The organism is Lysinibacillus sp. CD3-6 (genome assembly GCF_006351725.2).
GTDB lineage: Bacteria > Bacillota > Bacilli > Bacillales_A > Planococcaceae > Lysinibacillus.
Map to the genome: position 1 here is coordinate 3,508,905 of NZ_CP085880.1, position 16,951 is coordinate 3,525,855.

Below are 16,951 nucleotides of genomic sequence, written 5' to 3' on the forward strand. Positions count from 1 at the left end.
CAATATTTATTATATGTCGTTTATAACATAATGTCAACATGAATTTTACTATGAAGGCAAGGTTTGCCTTAAAAATATTATATACCTATTTATTGTATGAATCTATAGGTTTCTTTATGTCATTCTAATACGTTATAGTGCCCTATTTTTGCTAAAATAATGAAAACTAAATGATAGGAGGTATAGGCATGTTTAAGAACGCTGTTGTTGTAGTGACTGGGGGTGCACATGGCATTGGTAAAGGCATTGTGCTAGCATACGCAAAGAGTGGAGCAAAGGTTGTCATTGCCGATGTCAATGTAGCGCTCGGTAAACAGCTGGAGCAAGAAATGCATGAGCAAGGTTATTCGGCATTGTTTATAGAAACAGATGTTTCACAGGAACAAGCTATTGTTTCTTTAATGCAACAAACGGTAAAGCATTTTGGGACAATCAGCATTTTAATTAATAATGCGGGTAAGTTTCAACATCTTTCACCTTATGACATTACGTTTGAACAATGGCATGATATGTTACAGACGAATTTAACGAGTGTTTTATTTTGTTCTAGAGAGGCGGCAAAAGTAATGCGGACGAATGAGCATGGTGGTTCGATCGTTTCTTTAGCCTCTACGCGGGCGTTTATGTCTGAACCTAATACTGAGGCTTATGCCGCTTCAAAGGGTGGTATTGTCGCTTTAACACACGCTCTAGCACGCTCTTTAGGGCCAGATCAGATTACGGTCAACTGTATATCACCTGGTTGGATTGAGACGGGGGATTATGGTCAGTTACGTTCAATCGATCATGCACAACATTTATCAGGGCGGGTTGGCATGCCAGAAGATATTGCACAAGCATGTCTGTATTTAACAAATCCAGCGAATCGATTTGTCACAGGTATCAATCTTACTGTCGATGGTGGAATGACCAAGAAAATGATGTATGAAGATTAATGAACACTCTTCATTTATGCACATCCAAGGATATTGTCGAGTATTCTAAAATAGAATGAATTTTTTGAGGGAGTGAACGTGCATTGTATCCGTATATAAATGACTATTACGGCAATTCATTAAGCGCTATTTATACTACCCCTTATACCCAATATACGGCACCTATTCGGCACTTTTTAAAACCCCAGAGAGATACTCGACTGTGTATCAGTAAAGCAGAATCTGATTATATGGCGATGAATCGATTGTTGTGGTTGGAGCATGTCAATTGGACGAGAATGACCATTATTAGTATTGTCTTTGGTTTGCCTGATTTACCATTTGTACAAACACGTCTTTTACGCAATGCGACAGATTTAGGAAATTGTCTCCGTCCTTTTTACGGAGATCAACTAGCTGATCGATACGCCGAGCTGATTAAAGAGCATCTACTTATTGCAGCGCAGCTCGTGACTGCAGCGAATAAAGGAGATGCGGCAACCGCAGCAGCAAAGGAAAAAGAATGGTATCGTAATGCCGATGATATTGCGATATTTTTAAGTACGATTAATCCATATTTGAGTAAGGAAGCCGTACAGCAAATGTTTTATAGCCATTTAGCTTTAACGAAAAAAGAAGCTGTTACAATGATTCAAAAAGACTATCAAGCAGATGTGCAAGTTTTTGATGAGATTGAAGCAGAGGTACTCGAAATGTCGGATATGATTGCAATGGCGATTGTTATGCAATTTTGCTACCGCTTTTCTTCATAACGAATAAATAAAAAACCAGATTCATCGACAATATCTTTTGTCCATCAATCTGGTTTTTCGTATTCCATTATAAAGTATTTTCCTTTGCGCTAGTATATCCCACTTAATCTATGTTTGCTCTGGATTGACGGGTTGCTTGTCAACATAGCGGTAATATAAATTCCGTAGTTCAGATTCCTTAAAAAGCCCAAGGTGTGTCTTTAATTGAGGATGAACTAAAATTCCCTTTGCACGTAGCTCTTTGACAAACCAACCTTTAGAATATCGATGCACGTTGCACAGTCTCCTTTTCTGTTACTCATACATAACGTATGCTCAAAGGTTTTGTGCTGTTACTGCTTTTCTTTTACTTCAATAAAAAAAACGAAGGATATGCATTCCTTCGTTTTTCTAAATTTATGTGCCACAAAACGTTTGATAAGGACAGTTGGATGGTGCTGGTAACGTTGCATACTCTTCTTGGTTACTTGTATGTGCAAAAGGCTGTGAAAGTGCCTGTAGTAACTTTTCCATTACACGATAATCTCCGTGTGTAACGGCAGCTTCTAATGCTTCTTCTACTCGGTGATTTCGTGGAATAATTGCTGGATTATTATCACGCATTAATTGTTGTGATGCCGCTTCACTTTCCTCTTGTTTTTCACGTCTTGCTTGCCACTGCTCATACCAATTTGTAAATTCTGCACTATTAAATAGGTCCGTTCCTTCACATTTAGTAAAAGTTAAAGCACGGAATGTATTCGTATAATCGGCATCGTACTTTTCCATTAACGTGAGCAGTTCCTCTACCAGCTTTGCATCTTGCTCTTCTTCATTAAAAATCCCTAGTTTCGCTCGCATGCCTGCTAGCCAATTTGTGTAATACAATTGAGGATATTGCTGTATTACTTCTTGTGCTAAAATCACAGCTTCTTCTTCGTTGTTATGAATGAGCGGAAGTAATGTTTCAGCAAAACGGCTGATATTCCATCCTCCAATAGGTGGCTGGTTTCCATATGCATAGCGACCTTGTCTATCGATTGAGCTAAAGACTGTTGCTGGATTATACGTATCCATGAAAGCACAAGGACCATAATCAATTGTTTCACCGCTAATGGTCATATTATCCGTATTCATCACACCATGAATAAAGCCAACTAGCTGCCATTGGGCAATAAGCTTAGCCTGTCTCTCCATAACTTCCTGAAGCAGACTTAAATAGCGATTAGGTTGCGTCTGATCTATCGTTGGGAAATGACGTTCGATTGCATAATCAGCTAAAATTTGAAGTTCTTCATCTGTCCCCCATTGCGCCACATATTGAAATGTTCCCACACGTAAATGGCTGCTAGCAACACGCGTCAAAATAGCACCTGGCAGTTCCGTTTCACGTATTATCGTTTCTCCTGTAGTTACCACCGCTAAACTACGGGATGTCGGAATGCCCAATGCGTACATCGCTTCACTAATGATATATTCACGGAGCATTGGACCGAGTGCCGCACGACCGTCTCCTCCTCGCGAATAAGGTGTTCGCCCTGATCCCTTAAGCCCGATATCATAACGCTCCCCTGTAGGTGTCATTTGCTCACCTAGAAGAAGCGCTCTGCCATCACCTAACATGTTAAAATGCCCAAATTGATGTCCTGCATAAGCTTGTGCGAGCGGTATTGCACCACTCGGCACCTCATTACCAGCAAGTATTTCGATACTTTCTGGTCGTTGAAGGGCACGCGTATCTAATCCGAGGGACTCGGCCACCGCCTCATTAAGAATCACCAATTTTGGGGCTTGTACACGATTCAATGGAAGGCAGCTATAAAATGAACTCGGTAGACGAGTGTAGCTATTATCAAAATTCCAACCTATGTTGTTTGCCATAGTCATATAATCACCCTTGTTCTTTTCATTTAGTTTTTCTCCTCTAATGCAAATAATTCGTGGACATGATTTCCAGCAATATAGTTATACATAAATATAAAAACGCTTAAACTCTCTTTTAGCAGAATCTTAAGCGTTTTTATATTAGCCATTTCTTATGACTTATTTCCGCATAAACTTATGCGTTGAAATACAATCATTGTCATCTGTTAAGAAATTGACCTGAAAATAATCATCTTGAATATCTATAATTGCAAAGCTTTTTTCGTTGCGACCTCTTGGCTTTAATAAGCTTCCTGGATTAATAAAAAGGACATCATCAATCATTTCAGCACCTAGTACATGAGAATGGCCGAAACAGGCAATTTGTGCATCGACCTCCTTTGCACGATACGATAATGACAAAATGGATGTTTTCACATTAAATAAATGACCATGTGTCACAAAAAGAGTCGCGTCGCCCACTTCCATAATGACTTCATCAGGAAAGGCTTGATCGCTATCACAATTTCCTCGTACTTTCTTCATATCATTGAGTGCATCATGGGAGAAGGGTAGCTCACTATCGCCACAATGAATCAAAGTTTCGACAGTTGGATAAAAGCTACGTACTTTATCAATGACACTGCTATCTCCATGTGTATCACTCATGACTAATATTTGCATAGAATCACCTCTTACTTAATAAGATTTGGCAATTGTTCCTTTAGCTTACGAATGGCATTTCCTCGGTGAGAAATAGCCCCTTTTTCTTCTGGCGATAACTCTGCCATCATTCGATTTAAGCTTGGTACAAAAAAGACTGGATCATATCCAAAGCCATTTGTACCTCGTTTTTCACGCGCAATTACACCTTCACAAGTGCCAAAAACAGTTGTTGTTTCAAAATCAGGACCTGCAATGGCAATACAGCAACAAAAACGAGCCGTACGCTTGTTTTCTTCAACGTCTTGTAAATTTTGCAGTAGCTTCACCATATTTGCTTCATCATCATGATCTCCAGCATACCGTGCCGAATAAACGCCTGGCTCACCATTTAGTGCATCTACAGCTAAGCCGCTATCATCTGCAATAACTATTGTATCTAGCTCTTTTGCCAATGCTTCCGCCTTTAACACCGCATTTTCTTCAAATGTAGTGCCTGTTTCTTCTATTTCCATATTTGGCGCGACATCAAACATCGTCACCACTTCAAAGCCAAGGGGTGCAAATAACGCTTCAAAATCTTTGGCTTTGCCTTTGTTTTTTGTAGCTATTACAACTTGTTTCATATTAGTTGTTTCCTCCTACTTTATGAGCTAGTTCTCCAAGTGCTTGTTTTTGTAGTTCAATTAATTCTTGGATTCCTTTTTCACCTAATGCAAGCAATTCATTTAATTCTTCGCGAGAAAAGGTTGCTTCTTCACCTGTACCTTGTAGTTCAACAAAACGGCCAGCACCAGTCATAACGATGTTCATATCAACTGCTGCGGCAACATCTTCAACATAGTTTAAGTCTAAAACGGCACCTTGTTCTTCAACAATGCCGACACTTGTAGCAGCTAAGAAATCTGTAATAGGGAATTTTTCTAGTTGTTTTTCTTCAGCAAGCTTAGCAATCGCCTGTGTCATTGCTACAAATGCACCAGTAATAGACGCAGTACGTGTTCCACCATCTGCTTGAATGACGTCACAGTCAATCCATACAGTACGTTCACCTAAAGCTTCTAAATCGACGATAGCACGCAATGCACGACCAATAAGACGTTGGATTTCCATTGTACGTCCGTTTACTTTCCCGCGTGACGATTCACGTGGTGTACGTTGTGCAGTGGCACGAGGTAGCATAGAATACTCAGCTGTAATCCATCCTTTTCCTTGCCCACGTAAAAAACCTGGTACTTTATCTTCAACTGTTGCTGTACAAATTACTTTCGTATTTCCAACTTGGATCAATACTGAGCCTTCTGGATGCAATAAATACTCGCTATCCAACTTTACAGGGCGTAATGCATCTGCATCTCTACCATCAAATCTTGTCATAATTATTCGTTCCTCCTCAAATCTTTCGCGCCCTTATTTTATCATATTTTACATTGATGCGACGATTTACTACGCGCAATATATGATATTTATCATATAAAATGCATTACATTTTCATCTACTATGACAAACGTTAACATGTTATAGTAATATAACAAAGAAAGAGGTGATGGTCATGTCTCAACCAACAATTGAGCATAGTAGTTATACCATAAAGGAAGAATTTTGGAATGCGCTAACACATGGAATAGGTGCATTTTTGACAGTTCCTGCTACCCTTCTATTAGTGCATAAAGCGTTAACCACTGGTACAAGCACAGAGCTAATTAGTTACATTATTTTTGGTTTATCGATGTTTTGTTTATACATAGCATCCACCTTGTATCATTCACTTCCGACAAATAAGGTGCTGTTAAAAAAATTAGATCATAGCTCCATATTCTTATTAATCGCAGGAACTTATACACCGATTGCTTTAATTGCAGTAGGTGGAAAGCTTGGATGGAGCATTTTCATTATTGAATGGGTGCTTGCCTTCATCGGCATTATTTTAAAACAATTTTTCGTATATCGCTTCAAAAAAATATCATTAATCGTCTATATTGGCATGGGATGGCTCATTGTCTTCGCCTATAAGCCATTAGTTGCCTACATCTCATTCAAAGGCTTTATGACGCTTTTAATCGGCGGTATTTTTTATACTGCTGGTACTTATTTTTACAAAAATAAAAAGATTAAGTACAACCATGCAATTTGGCATGTCTTTGTCATGGCTGGAAGTGCTTGGATGTTCGTGACGATCTATTTATTTATGTAAACCACATAAAATAAAAAAAATCAGCCTAGCTCTTAAGCTAAGCTGATTTTTATTTTAATGTAATACGGTTTATGTCAAGCGTACCTTGCTCCAGCCAACTTTCTGCAATCGAGCGGAAAATGGGTACAGAACCCGATGCAAAAAATTTATGTGCGGGCTTAGCATTTGATTCTGCTAAAGTGCCATTATACGCAAGCATTTCCTCGACATCCTTTGCTGTTTCTTCCGCAGAAGATAGCACGAAAACATCTTCTCCGACGACAGCTTCAATTTGTTTTTGCAAAATAGGATAATGTGTACATCCTAAAATGACCGTATCAAATTGTTCGTTTTTTAACGGTTTTAAGCCATCAGCAATTAAATTATTTGCAAATTCACCTTTATATTCGCCACTTTCCACTAGTGGTACGAACGTTGGACAAGCCAATGGAATAATGTGGGTAGACGTATTAAGAGACAATAATGCTTCTTCATAGGCCCCACTTTTTATTGTTCCTTCTGTTGCAAGCACAACGACTTCATGTCGCTTCGTTTTCTTTACAGCTGCACGTGCGCCAGCATTAATAACGCCTAATACCGGAAAAGGCATATTACGTTGTAAACTTTCGAGTGCCACTGCAGTCGCTGTATTACAAGCAATGACTAGCATCTTGATATTCATTTTCTCTAGCGCTTTTGCCATTTGCCAAGTAAAATTTCGTACTTCTTGTCGAGTTCGTGGACCATAGGGACATCTTGCTGTATCACCAATATAATAAATCGTTTCATTTGGTAATCGTTTTATTATTTCCTTTGCTACGGTTAGACCGCCTACTCCTGAATCAATAACGCCTATCGGGGCATTCATACTTTCCGCCTCAATCCTGTTTCATGTGTACATGTAGTTTTTGTAAATAGCTTGATAATTGCGCGACTTCTTGTTCATTAAAACCAACAAGCATTTCCTGCAAATATTGCTGTCTTTTTTCTATAACCTCTTGAATTATACGTTCGCCTTTTTCGAGAAGATGAACGACAACGACACGACGATCATTTTCATCACGCATTCGCTTGACTAATTCATTTTTCTCCATTCGGTCCACTAAATCTGTTGTCGTACTAAAAGCTAAGTATAAACGGTTTGATAAATCGCCAATTGTAATATCACCAAGCTCTTCTAACCACTGTAATGCAACAAATTGTGGCGGCGTAATCGCATATTGTGAAACAATTTCCCTTCCTTTTTGCTTCACAATGGCCGCTATATAGCGTAGTTCCTTTTCAACCGTTGCAACGGTTTCAGGTGAGTGCTTTGTTACTTCATCCGACATATAACTATTCCACTCCTAAAAATACGTTGAATAGTTCTATTTTGTCGTTTTTTTCACGAAATAGCAAGTGTCCATTAGTCTAATTTAAATTCTTCTAAGCGTAACAGCTCAATTAACGCTTGAGATCGATTTGTTACACCCAGCTTTTGAATTGTATTGGAAATGTGGTTTCGCACTGTTTTTTCACTAATACCAAGTTGCCCTGCAATATCCCTCGTTGTTTTTTCAGCTAATAAAAGCGCAAATATTTCACGTTCTCGGTTTGTTAAAAGAGAACGATGATGAGAGCCATTCATTTTCAGTCACACCCTCCTCCCCCGCACGTATTGTAACTTATGTTAAGGAGTGATGAGCGGTGACGGCTATTTTCATTAATATACGTAGTTTCCACAAAAAAATCGGAAGTTCTTCTATATAAGCGCAATAAGCAAATAAAAAATGCATGAATTGCCCCTGCAATTTACGTCCAGCTTTTTAAGCCTGCTCGAAAAACTCTACTATACATTTTTGACTTCTACGCATTTATAATAATTCAACATTATCCATACTAATTAAGTACATCGTTACATACATACCACTCTTAGAAAAGTGGTGATTTTTACGAAAAGCCAGTTAAATAATAGCTAATGCTGCTAAATGTGCCTTTTCCTCTTCTGTGATGGGCACACTTTTTCCTGTTCGTGGGTCCATTTGTACAACTGTACCACGTCCTGTAAAGCATACTTCATCTTTTTGATTTTTTGCCAAGTAATGAATATCCATTGAAGAATTTCCTACTTTAGCTACTTTCGTATACACGCGGATGACATCGTCAAAGAAAACTTGCTTTCGGTAATCACATTGTAAATCTGCTACGATTGGAATACCATTTACATGGTCATCTATTGCAGAGGGCATTAATATGCCAAGATGATTAAAATAATCGATTCTCGCCTGTTCAAAATATGTAAAGCTAACAGTGTTATTCATATGGCCATACATATCCGTTTCTGAAAAACGAACACGTACTTCTATATAAAACGAAAAATCTTTTGCCCATTTCTCAAAATCCCCAATATAGCTTGCTTTCATGTGAACCATCCCCTTCGTCTGTATGCGGCTACTGTTTTTATGAAGCTGTTGATATTCTAGCCGTATTAATAGTTAAAAAATGAATACAAATTCATTATAAAGGAAAATGCTATTTTATCATAGAAAAATCAGAAATTTTAGTGTTTTATTGCCGAATCAACTATTATCTTATATCTAACAGTCTATAAAAAAATCCCTTACACAATTGTGTAAGGGATTTGCATTGTACAATTAGTCAACGTAATGGTCAGAACCGAAGAAGTTACGGAACATTTGCACTGTTGTTGCACGGTTTAAAGATGCGATAGATGTTGTTAAAGGTATACCTTTAGGACAAGCAGCTACACAGTTTTGAGAGTTACCGCAGTTAGCAAGACCGCCGTCACCCATGATTGCATTTAAACGTTCGTCTTTAATCATTGCACCTGTTGGGTGAGTGTTAAATAGACGTACTTGTGATAGTGGTGCTGGTCCAATGAATGAAGCTTTTTCAGACACGTTTGGACACGCTTCCATACATACACCACAAGTCATACATTTAGATAATTCATAAGCCCATTGACGTTTACCTTCTGGCATACGAGGACCTTCACCTAAATCATAAGTACCATCGATTGGTACCCATGCTTTTACTTTTTTCAGTGCATTGAACATACGATCACGGTCTACTTGTAAGTCACGTACAACCGGGAAAGTTTTCATTGGCTCAAGGCGAACTGGTTCAGTCAATTGATCAATCAGTGTTGAACATGATTGACGTGGACGACCATTGATTACCATTGAACATGCTCCACAAACTTCTTCAAGACAGTTCATGTCCCATGAAACTGGTGTTGTTTTTTCTCCAGTAGCTGTTACTGGATTTTTTTGAATCTCCATTAACACAGAAATAACGTTCATACCATGACGGTAAGGAACTTCGAATTTCTGCCAGTAGCCTTGGCCACCTTGTGTATCTTGACGTAAAATTTCAACTTTTACCATTCTTCCAGTATTAGCTGCGATTTCCATAATTCTTAGTCTCCTTTCGCAGAGTAGTCACGTTTACGTGGTGGGATTAATGATACATCTACTTCTTGATAAGTGATAATTGGCTCGCCCGTAGCTGGGTCGAATTTCGCCATCGTTGTTTTTAAGAAGTTTTCATCATCACGTTGCGGGAAGTCTGGTTTATAGTGTGCACCACGAGATTCATTACGTAGTAAAGCACCTTTCGTCATTACTTTCGCTAAGTAAAGCATGTTTTTCAACTGACGAGTAAAGTGAGCACCTTGGTTACTCCATTTTTGTGTATCGTTGATATTGATGTTTTCCCAACGTTTTTGGAATTCGCCAAGTTTTTTGTAAGTTTCTTCAAGTTGGTCGTTAAAGCGTACAACAGTCATTGTAGCTGTCATTAACTCACCAAGTTCTTTATGAAGTAGGTAAGCGTTTTCTGTGCCGTCCATTTTCATGATAGAATCCCATTTAGCTTGCTCTTCATTAACACGTGCATCGAAAATATCTTGAGATAAATCTTCAGCATGCTTTTTAAGATGTTTCACATAATCAACTGCATTTGGTCCAGCAACCATACCACCATAAATAGCAGATAGCAATGAGTTTGCACCTAGACGGTTTGCGCCATGTTGTGAGTAATCACATTCACCTGCTGCAAATAGACCAGGAATTTCAGTCATTTGGTTGTAATCAACCCATAATCCACCCATTGAATAGTGAACTGCTGGGAAAATTTTCATTGGTAATTTACGTGGGTCATCACCTACGAATTTTTCGTAGATTTCAATGATACCACCAAGTTTAACGTCTAACTCATGTGGATCTTTATGAGAAAGATCTAGGTATACCATGTTTTCGCCGTTAATACCAAGCTTTTGGTTTACACAAACGTCGAAAATTTCACGTGTAGCAATATCACGTGGTACTAAGTTACCATATGCAGGATACTTTTCTTCTAAGAAATACCAAGGTTTACCGTCTTTGTATGTCCAAATACGTCCACCTTCACCACGTGCAGATTCTGACATTAGACGGTTTTTGTCGTCCCCAGGAATCGCTGTAGGGTGAATTTGAATGAACTCACCATTCGCGTATGAAGCACCTTGTTGGTATACGATAGAAGCAGCAGAACCTGTGTTAATAACAGAGTTTGTTGTTTTACCGAAGATAATACCAGGGCCACCAGTCGCCATAATTACAGCGTCTGCACGGAATGATTTAATTTCTTCTGTACGCATATTTTGTGCTACGATACCGCGGCAAACGCCGTCATCATCAATAACCACACCAAGGAATTCCCAGTGCTCATATTTGTTAACTAAACCAGCTACTTCGTGAGAACGAACTTGCTCGTCCAACGCGTATAGTAATTGCTGACCAGTTGTTGCACCTGAGAATGCTGTACGGTGCATTAACGTACCACCGAAACGACGGAAATCAAGTAAACCTTCTGGCGTACGGTTGAACATTACACCCATACGGTCCATTAAGTGAATAATACCAGGGGCTGCATCACACATACCTTTAACAGGTGGTTGGTTTGCTAAGAAATCCCCACCATATACTGTATCATCAAAGTGAATCCAAGGAGAATCCCCTTCACCTTTTGTATTTACGGCACCATTAATTCCGCCTTGCGCACATACAGAGTGTGAGCGTTTTACAGGAACTAATGAGAATAAATCAACTTCAGTACCAACTTCAGCTGCTTTAATCGTTGCCATCAGACCAGCTAAACCGCCGCCGACAACAATTATTTTGCTTTTCGCCATGATTATTTCTCACTCCTCTTAAAAAATTGCAATGATTGCATGCACTATTATAGTAGCTTTTATTAAATTAAACGAAAGCTAAAATAGCAGCCACACCAACTACACTTAGAATTACGAAAAGAACGTTTGTTACATAAGTAGCAATCTTTTGAGACTGAGGAGATTGTGTGATACCCCAGCTTACTAGGAATGCCCATAAGCCATTTGATAAGTGGAAAGTTGCTGATATAATACCAACAATATAGAATCCAAGCATAAATGGATTATTTACGATATTTGCCATCATGTCGTAATCAACGTGTGTACCAAGCGCTTTTTGAATACGAGTTTGGAAAATATGCCATGCAATGAAGATTACTAAAAATACACCTGTGAAGCGTTGTAATGAGAACATCCAGTTACGGTATGTGCTGAAACGCCCTGTATTTGGTGTAGCAGTGAATGCGATGTACACACCATAAAATGCGTGGAACATTAATGGAATATAGATGACAATCCACTCTACTAGGATAAGAAATGGAATCTTTTCCATTACTGCGGTTGCATCATTGTAGCTCTCTGCTCCGCCTACTGCTGTAAAGTTAATGAATAGGTGCATCGTTAAAAACAGACCTACTGGAATGATACCAAGTAGAGAATGTAAGCGACGCCATAAAAACTCTCGATCTTTCGACAAGACTGTTACCCCCCTTAGTACTTAAAATAGCACAACAAAAGAAGTCACCATTTTGTAAATGATACTCCATTGACTGTGTATTTCATCATGGTACAATATTATGACATGTTTATTGTACTCTCAAGAGCTACGAGCGTCAAGGTAACATAGAGTTTTTAATAGCCCTCATTATAGAAGCAATCTAGTACATAACGTGTCGTTTCTTCTCGAAAATTCTACCTTTACTTTATTGACGCTGAATTATAAGAAAATTCTAAGAAAGAAGGATTTCTATGTTAAATAATCCATCTAATACAATCTCACCATTTGGATATGAGTTAATCCGTGATCATATTCTATCATCTATTCTCGGTAAACATGAAGATGACGTACTATATTGGGCTGGAAAAGAGCTTGCACGGAAGTTCCCTTGTAAAAGTCAAGATGAACTTATCGCATTTTTCGCGGATGCGTGCTGGGGTACTCTTGAATTGACAAAGGAGTCTAAGGATGGACGTATTTTCCATTTAACAAATGAGCCAACCCTTTTGCAAATTCAAAATCGGAGCTTTAGATTGGAAGCAGGGTTTATTGCTGAACAAATCCAACAATCAAAAGGATACTTAACGGAATGTTATGATGAGAAGCGCGAAAAGCAACAGCAAGTCATGTTTACAGTTAAATGGGATGTTAAAGAGCGTATTATGAATACAATACCAAATAGATAAGCTTGTAAGTATTGCGATTTTGTTAGAAAAGCAATCCTTTTTCAGCGTCGACAAAAGGCAACATGCCTTTTGTCTTTTTTTATTATAGGTATCCATCGGCATATTCCTGGTTGCGTTGATAAGCGGAGGCGGGCGACTCCTGATGAGAACGTACAAAACGTAAGACGCGGGCATTTCGCGTTAGCCAAGGTGACGGCTTACGTTTGTGCCCGCGGAAAGCGCCCGCCCGCAGCGGAAATCAACCGCAGAAGTCTTCTATATTATTTTATAAAAGAAGATTAGCTATTGGATTCTTAGTCATCAATATTTATTTACCAAAGTGCTTAGTTGATTGGAGCGCAGGGTGGGCGACTCCTGCGGGAATGCACAAAACGTAAGACGCGCCAGCGAGGGTGACGGCTTACGTTTGTGCCCGCGGAAAGCGCCCGCCTGTAGCGGAAATCAACCTATGTAGTTATCTATAGAAAGCTACTATTCGTGAATCTCCTCTGCTAAATTAAACTCATCATGTAATGCGTTTGCAGCGCGAATCATCTCGTCCTGTGGGACAACAACAGAAACTTTAATCTCAGAAGTACTGACCATTTTTACTGCAATTTCTTCTCGACGTAAGCGATCAAACATTCGTGCTGCAACACCTGGATTTGACGCCATGCCTGATCCAATAATCGAAACTTTCGCTAGTCCAATTTCAAAATCTGCAAAGCTAAAACCAAGTGATAATTTACTATCCTCTAGTACACGTAAAGCATCAGCAAACTCTTCTTTTAAAATGGTAAATGATACAGATGGTCTCACACCTTCAATAATAGCTTGCACAATAATATCAACATTAATGCGATTCTCTGCTAGGATAGCAAACATATCTGCTAACGATGCAGTAGAGTATGTATCATAACCGATAGTTAGGCGAATGATATCAGACTCATAAGCAACACCACGTACGATTAAATTTTTCTCCATTTCAACTTCCTCCTTCAATAAAGTACCTGCTGTATCTTCTACACTTGAACGAATAATGACAGGCATTTGAAACTTTTTAGCAAGCTCCACTGCCCGTGGATGTAAAATATGTGAACCTAAATGGGACAGTTCAAGCATTTCATCATATGAAATCTCCTTTAGCTTTCTTGCTTTTTTTATAAACCTAGGATCTGCTGTATAAACACCATCTACATTTGTATAAATGTCCACACGTTCCGCTTCTAATGCAGCTGCAATGGCTACTGCCGTTGTTTCGGCTCCACCTTTACCAAGCGTTGTAATATTATTTGCATTAGAAATGCCCTGCTCTCCCGCAACAACGACAATTTGACCTTGTATCAAATGTTCTTTCATACGGCACACATCGATATGGTCGATACGTGCATGAAAATGTTTCCCATCTGTTTGCACACCAGCCTGCCAGCCAGTCAAAGATACTGCATCATAGCCCGCCTCCTGTAAAGCAATTGCAAAAAGGGCACTTGCGAGTTGTGAACTCGTCGAAAGTAGTACATCCATTTCACGTTTAGAAGCATCGTCTGATATACCACGTACCATCTTTGCTAAGTCTTTTGCTGTGCGTCCCATCGCAGCTGTCACTACTACAACATCATAGCCAAGCTCTTTTTTGGCTATCGCTATTTTTGCGACCTCTTGAATTTGCTCGGTTGAAGCGATTGCTGGTCCGCCAAACTTTAATACAATACTCGCCATTATTATCATTCTCCTTTTATCGATTCGTCTCTAGAACAGCAAAAAGGCAGCCTTCACATAACGTGAAAGCTGCCTGCAACATGTACAATAAAAAGCTTGCGCATGTGTGATAGCTCTCCGAAACGTCAAGATTCGACAGTCTTACATCTATTAAATGCAAAACCAGCAAAGTATCGGAAACAACGATACTTCACTTCGGCAAGCTCCCCTTTCACACACCATCATTGGATTTGTCCATCCTTCAATGTGCTACTATTGAATCTTGCACCTCTATCATCACTTAAAATAGTGAAATTATTCATTTTTACCTTTATGAAAATATATGCTCTGCCCACATATTCTTCATCTAAAGTGTAATAGAACATATCAGTTTTTCACTGCTTTGTTCTATCACAACCTTAGCACATGTCTAATCCTTTGACAACGTCTGTTGCTGAAAATAATTGTAAATGCTGTTCGCTAAGTTCGCAGGTATTCCCGCTTCTTGAAGTGCAAGCTCACTTGCTTCACGAATCTTTTTAACTGAACCAAAGTGCTTCAATAATTGTTGCTTGCGTTTTGGCCCAACACCTTCAATGCCATCGAGAACAGATTGAATAGCATTTTTCTCATGCTGTTGGCGTAAAAATGTAATCGCAAAACGGTGTACCTCGTCCTGAATACGCTGAAGTAAATAAAACCCGTCACTTGTCCGCTTTAATGCAATGACCTCAGGTGGATCACCAAATAAAAGCTGGGATGTATTATGTTTTTCATCTTTTGCTAAGCCAGCAATTGGGATAACAAGTCCAAGCTCGTCCTCTAACACTTCTCGCGCGACTTCCATCTGTCCTTTACCACCATCTATTAGAACTAAATCAGGCAATGGCAAGCCTTCTTTTAATACTCTTGTGTAACGGCGACGTATCACTTCTTGCATTGCTCCATAATCATCATGTTTTGCGGCAGTGCGTGTTTTATATTTACGATATTCCTTCTTAGCAGGCTTACCATCAATAAATACAACCATTGCTGATACCGCATCAGCACCATGCATATGACTATTATCAAAAGCTTCAATGCGGAGAGGTGCTGAAATTCCCATCGCTTCCCCGAGTGCCTCGCAAGCACCTATTGTACGCTCTTCCTGTCGCTCAATTAGCTGGAATTTCGCCGCCACTGCAATTTCAGCATTTTTCATAGCTAAATCTACTAATTCTTTTTTTTGCCCTCGCTTCGGTGTTAGCACTTTAACCGCTAATAACTCCGTTAAAATTGCTGTATCTATCGACGGAGGAATAAAAATTTCCTTAGGCTTTATATGCTCAGGCTTTTCATAAAAGCGTCCGACAAATGTTAAAAATTCTTCTTCAACATCCTGATAAATCGGGAAAATCGAAACATCTCGTTCAATCAACTTACCTTGACGAACGAAAAATACTTGCACACACATCCAACCCTTTTCAACTGCATAACCGAATACATCGCGGTTCGTTGTATCACTGGACACAATTTTTTGCTTTTGCATAACCGTTTCTATATGTGCAATTTGATCGCGGAACTCCTTCGCTCGCTCAAACTCTAGTTGCTCCGCGGCAGCTAACATTTTCTGTTCAAGCTCTTTTTTTACTGACTCCACGCCACCATTTAAAAACTTCGTCATATCTTCAATCATATCGTGATATACTTGAGCATCAATTTCTTTTACACACGGTGCTAAGCATTGTCCCATATGGTAATACAAGCAAACTTTTGATGGTAATTGTACACATTTACGTAGCGGATAGAGTCTATCGAGCAACTTTTTTGTTTCACTTGCTGCATACGCATTTGGATAAGGACCAAAGTATTTTGCTTTATCTTTTTTTACTTTACGTGTTGTAATAAGCCGTGGATATTTTTCGTTCGTAATTTTAATATACGGATACGTTTTATCATCCGTTAGCATGATATTGTATTTAGGATCGTGTAGCTTAATAAGGTTTAACTCTAGAATAAGTGCCTCTAAATTCGAAGAAGTCACAATGTACTCAAAATCCTCAATCTCACCAACAAGGCGCTGTGTTTTCCCTTCATGTGTTCCTGTAAAATACGAGCGCACTCGGTTTTTAAGTACCTTGGCCTTACCTACATAAATAATTGTCCCTTGTCGATCCTTCATCAAATAGCAGCCAGGCTGATCTGGTAGAATATCAAGCTTACGTTTAATTAAATCATTCATCGCCTACCTGCCCCCCTTTTTTGATGCCTATCTAATAATCGCCATTTCGTTCCATTCTCTTTTGTCTTTCATCGTAAATCGCTCAAAAGATATTACAACAAAATAAGAAAATTTATTAATAAACGAGCGTTT

General features: G+C 39.1%; 18 protein-coding genes and 1 riboswitch. Of the genes, 4 read left to right on the top strand and 14 right to left on the bottom strand.

Annotated features, from left to right (window positions below; translation table 11 throughout):
* Positions 1 to 188 precede the first annotated feature (188 nt).
* Both FH508_RS17485 and FH508_RS17490 read left to right on the top strand, forming a co-directional pair.
* Positions 189 to 935, top strand: coding sequence for an SDR family NAD(P)-dependent oxidoreductase (locus tag FH508_RS17485; RefSeq protein ID WP_172772332.1), 747 nt, complete (start codon positions 189 to 191; stop codon positions 933 to 935).
* 83 nt (positions 936 to 1,018) lie between these two features.
* Positions 1,019 to 1,687: a hypothetical protein gene (locus FH508_RS17490; protein ID WP_172772333.1), complete on the top strand. Its 669-nt coding sequence runs from the start codon at positions 1,019 to 1,021 to the stop codon at positions 1,685 to 1,687.
* 108 nt (positions 1,688 to 1,795) lie between these two features.
* On the opposite strand, the gene FH508_RS17495 is transcribed toward FH508_RS17490, so the two are convergent.
* The 5 genes from FH508_RS17495 to rph form a co-directional block, all read right to left on the bottom strand.
* On the bottom strand, positions 1,796 to 1,960 hold the full coding sequence (locus FH508_RS17495) for a DUF2639 domain-containing protein (protein WP_172772334.1): 165 nt from the start codon (positions 1,958 to 1,960) through the stop codon (positions 1,796 to 1,798).
* Positions 1,961 to 2,083: 123 nt separating this feature from the next.
* Positions 2,084 to 3,547 carry a protein adenylyltransferase SelO gene (locus tag FH508_RS17500; protein WP_172772335.1) on the bottom strand — a complete coding sequence of 488 codons (1,464 nt, stop codon included), beginning with the start codon at positions 3,545 to 3,547 and terminating at the stop codon, positions 2,084 to 2,086.
* Between the two features lie 162 nt (positions 3,548 to 3,709).
* Positions 3,710 to 4,213, bottom strand: coding sequence for a metallophosphoesterase (locus FH508_RS17505; protein ID WP_172772336.1), 504 nt, complete (start codon positions 4,211 to 4,213; stop codon positions 3,710 to 3,712).
* 11 nt (positions 4,214 to 4,224) lie between these two features.
* Entirely contained in the window at positions 4,225 to 4,818 is a 594-nt protein-coding gene (locus FH508_RS17510) for an XTP/dITP diphosphatase (protein WP_172772337.1), read from the bottom strand.
* A 1-nt stretch (position 4,819) separates the two neighbouring features.
* Positions 4,820 to 5,569 carry a ribonuclease PH gene (gene rph / locus FH508_RS17515; protein ID WP_172772338.1) on the bottom strand — a complete coding sequence of 250 codons (750 nt, stop codon included), beginning with the start codon at positions 5,567 to 5,569 and terminating at the stop codon, positions 4,820 to 4,822.
* 175 nt (positions 5,570 to 5,744) lie between these two features.
* On the opposite strand from rph, the gene FH508_RS17520 reads away from it, so the two are divergent.
* Positions 5,745 to 6,386, top strand: a complete 642-nt coding sequence (locus FH508_RS17520) for a PAQR family membrane homeostasis protein TrhA (RefSeq protein WP_172772339.1) — start codon at positions 5,745 to 5,747, stop codon at positions 6,384 to 6,386.
* Between the two features lie 49 nt (positions 6,387 to 6,435).
* On the opposite strand, the gene racE is transcribed toward FH508_RS17520, so the two are convergent.
* The 7 genes from racE to FH508_RS17555 all read right to left on the bottom strand — a co-directional run bounded on the left by racE (position 6,436) and on the right by FH508_RS17555 (position 12,214).
* Positions 6,436 to 7,233: a glutamate racemase gene (racE, locus tag FH508_RS17525; protein ID WP_172772340.1), complete on the bottom strand. Its 798-nt coding sequence runs from the start codon at positions 7,231 to 7,233 to the stop codon at positions 6,436 to 6,438.
* 10 nt (positions 7,234 to 7,243) lie between these two features.
* A complete protein-coding gene (locus FH508_RS17530; RefSeq protein ID WP_172772341.1) occupies positions 7,244 to 7,696 on the bottom strand; it encodes a MarR family winged helix-turn-helix transcriptional regulator in 453 nt (150 codons plus the stop codon).
* A 74-nt stretch (positions 7,697 to 7,770) separates the two neighbouring features.
* Complete coding sequence (locus FH508_RS17535; protein ID WP_172772342.1) at positions 7,771 to 7,992, bottom strand: helix-turn-helix domain-containing protein; 222 nt, start codon at positions 7,990 to 7,992, stop codon at positions 7,771 to 7,773.
* Positions 7,993 to 8,308: 316 nt separating this feature from the next.
* On the bottom strand, positions 8,309 to 8,767 hold the full coding sequence (locus tag FH508_RS17540) for an acyl-CoA thioesterase (RefSeq protein WP_172772343.1): 459 nt from the start codon (positions 8,765 to 8,767) through the stop codon (positions 8,309 to 8,311).
* A 231-nt stretch (positions 8,768 to 8,998) separates the two neighbouring features.
* Positions 8,999 to 9,778, bottom strand: coding sequence for a succinate dehydrogenase iron-sulfur subunit (gene sdhB / locus FH508_RS17545; RefSeq protein WP_172772344.1), 780 nt, complete (start codon positions 9,776 to 9,778; stop codon positions 8,999 to 9,001).
* Between the two features lie 5 nt (positions 9,779 to 9,783).
* Complete coding sequence (gene sdhA, locus FH508_RS17550; RefSeq protein WP_172772345.1) at positions 9,784 to 11,538, bottom strand: succinate dehydrogenase flavoprotein subunit; 1,755 nt, start codon at positions 11,536 to 11,538, stop codon at positions 9,784 to 9,786.
* A 67-nt stretch (positions 11,539 to 11,605) separates the two neighbouring features.
* A complete protein-coding gene (locus FH508_RS17555) occupies positions 11,606 to 12,214 on the bottom strand; it encodes a succinate dehydrogenase cytochrome b558 subunit (RefSeq protein WP_172772346.1) in 609 nt (202 codons plus the stop codon).
* A 272-nt stretch (positions 12,215 to 12,486) separates the two neighbouring features.
* Here FH508_RS17555 and FH508_RS17560 point away from each other — a divergent pair, with 272 nt between their 5' ends.
* Positions 12,487 to 12,921, top strand: coding sequence for a YslB family protein (locus FH508_RS17560; RefSeq protein ID WP_172772347.1), 435 nt, complete (start codon positions 12,487 to 12,489; stop codon positions 12,919 to 12,921).
* Positions 12,922 to 13,392: 471 nt separating this feature from the next.
* Here FH508_RS17560 and FH508_RS17565 read toward each other — a convergent pair whose 3' ends face one another.
* On the bottom strand, positions 13,393 to 14,619 hold the full coding sequence (locus FH508_RS17565) for an aspartate kinase (protein WP_172772348.1): 1,227 nt from the start codon (positions 14,617 to 14,619) through the stop codon (positions 13,393 to 13,395).
* 102 nt (positions 14,620 to 14,721) lie between these two features.
* Positions 14,722 to 14,900, bottom strand: a riboswitch (Lysine riboswitch).
* A gap of 128 nt (positions 14,901 to 15,028) precedes the next feature.
* Positions 15,029 to 16,819 (bottom strand): excinuclease ABC subunit UvrC, encoded by a 1,791-nt coding sequence (gene uvrC, locus FH508_RS17570; protein ID WP_172772349.1) that lies wholly within the window; start codon positions 16,817 to 16,819, stop codon positions 15,029 to 15,031.
* Positions 16,820 to 16,951: the final 132 nt, after the last annotated feature.

Bases quoted from the DNA above. Each gene is read 5' to 3' on its own strand.
- FH508_RS17540 (WP_172772343.1), bottom strand. From the start codon at position 8,767: ATGAAAGCAAGCTATATTGGGGATTTTGAGAAATGGGCAAAAGATTTT.
- FH508_RS17510 (WP_172772337.1), bottom strand. From the start codon at position 4,818: ATGAAACAAGTTGTAATAGCTACAAAAAACAAAGGCAAAGCCAAAGAT.
- uvrC (WP_172772349.1), bottom strand. From the start codon at position 16,819: ATGAATGATTTAATTAAACGTAAGCTTGATATTCTACCAGATCAGCCT.
- rph (WP_172772338.1), bottom strand. From the start codon at position 5,569: ATGACAAGATTTGATGGTAGAGATGCAGATGCATTACGCCCTGTAAAG.
- FH508_RS17565 (WP_172772348.1), bottom strand. From the start codon at position 14,619: ATGGCGAGTATTGTATTAAAGTTTGGCGGACCAGCAATCGCTTCAACC.
- FH508_RS17530 (WP_172772341.1), bottom strand. From the start codon at position 7,696: ATGTCGGATGAAGTAACAAAGCACTCACCTGAAACCGTTGCAACGGTT.
- FH508_RS17535 (WP_172772342.1), bottom strand. From the start codon at position 7,992: ATGAATGGCTCTCATCATCGTTCTCTTTTAACAAACCGAGAACGTGAA.
- FH508_RS17520 (WP_172772339.1), top strand. From the start codon at position 5,745: ATGTCTCAACCAACAATTGAGCATAGTAGTTATACCATAAAGGAAGAA.
- racE (WP_172772340.1), bottom strand. From the start codon at position 7,233: ATGAATGCCCCGATAGGCGTTATTGATTCAGGAGTAGGCGGTCTAACC.
- sdhA (WP_172772345.1), bottom strand. From the start codon at position 11,538: ATGGCGAAAAGCAAAATAATTGTTGTCGGCGGCGGTTTAGCTGGTCTG.
- FH508_RS17500 (WP_172772335.1), bottom strand. From the start codon at position 3,547: ATGGCAAACAACATAGGTTGGAATTTTGATAATAGCTACACTCGTCTA.
- FH508_RS17485 (WP_172772332.1), top strand. From the start codon at position 189: ATGTTTAAGAACGCTGTTGTTGTAGTGACTGGGGGTGCACATGGCATT.
- sdhB (WP_172772344.1), bottom strand. From the start codon at position 9,778: ATGGAAATCGCAGCTAATACTGGAAGAATGGTAAAAGTTGAAATTTTA.
- FH508_RS17560 (WP_172772347.1), top strand. From the start codon at position 12,487: ATGTTAAATAATCCATCTAATACAATCTCACCATTTGGATATGAGTTA.
- FH508_RS17505 (WP_172772336.1), bottom strand. From the start codon at position 4,213: ATGCAAATATTAGTCATGAGTGATACACATGGAGATAGCAGTGTCATT.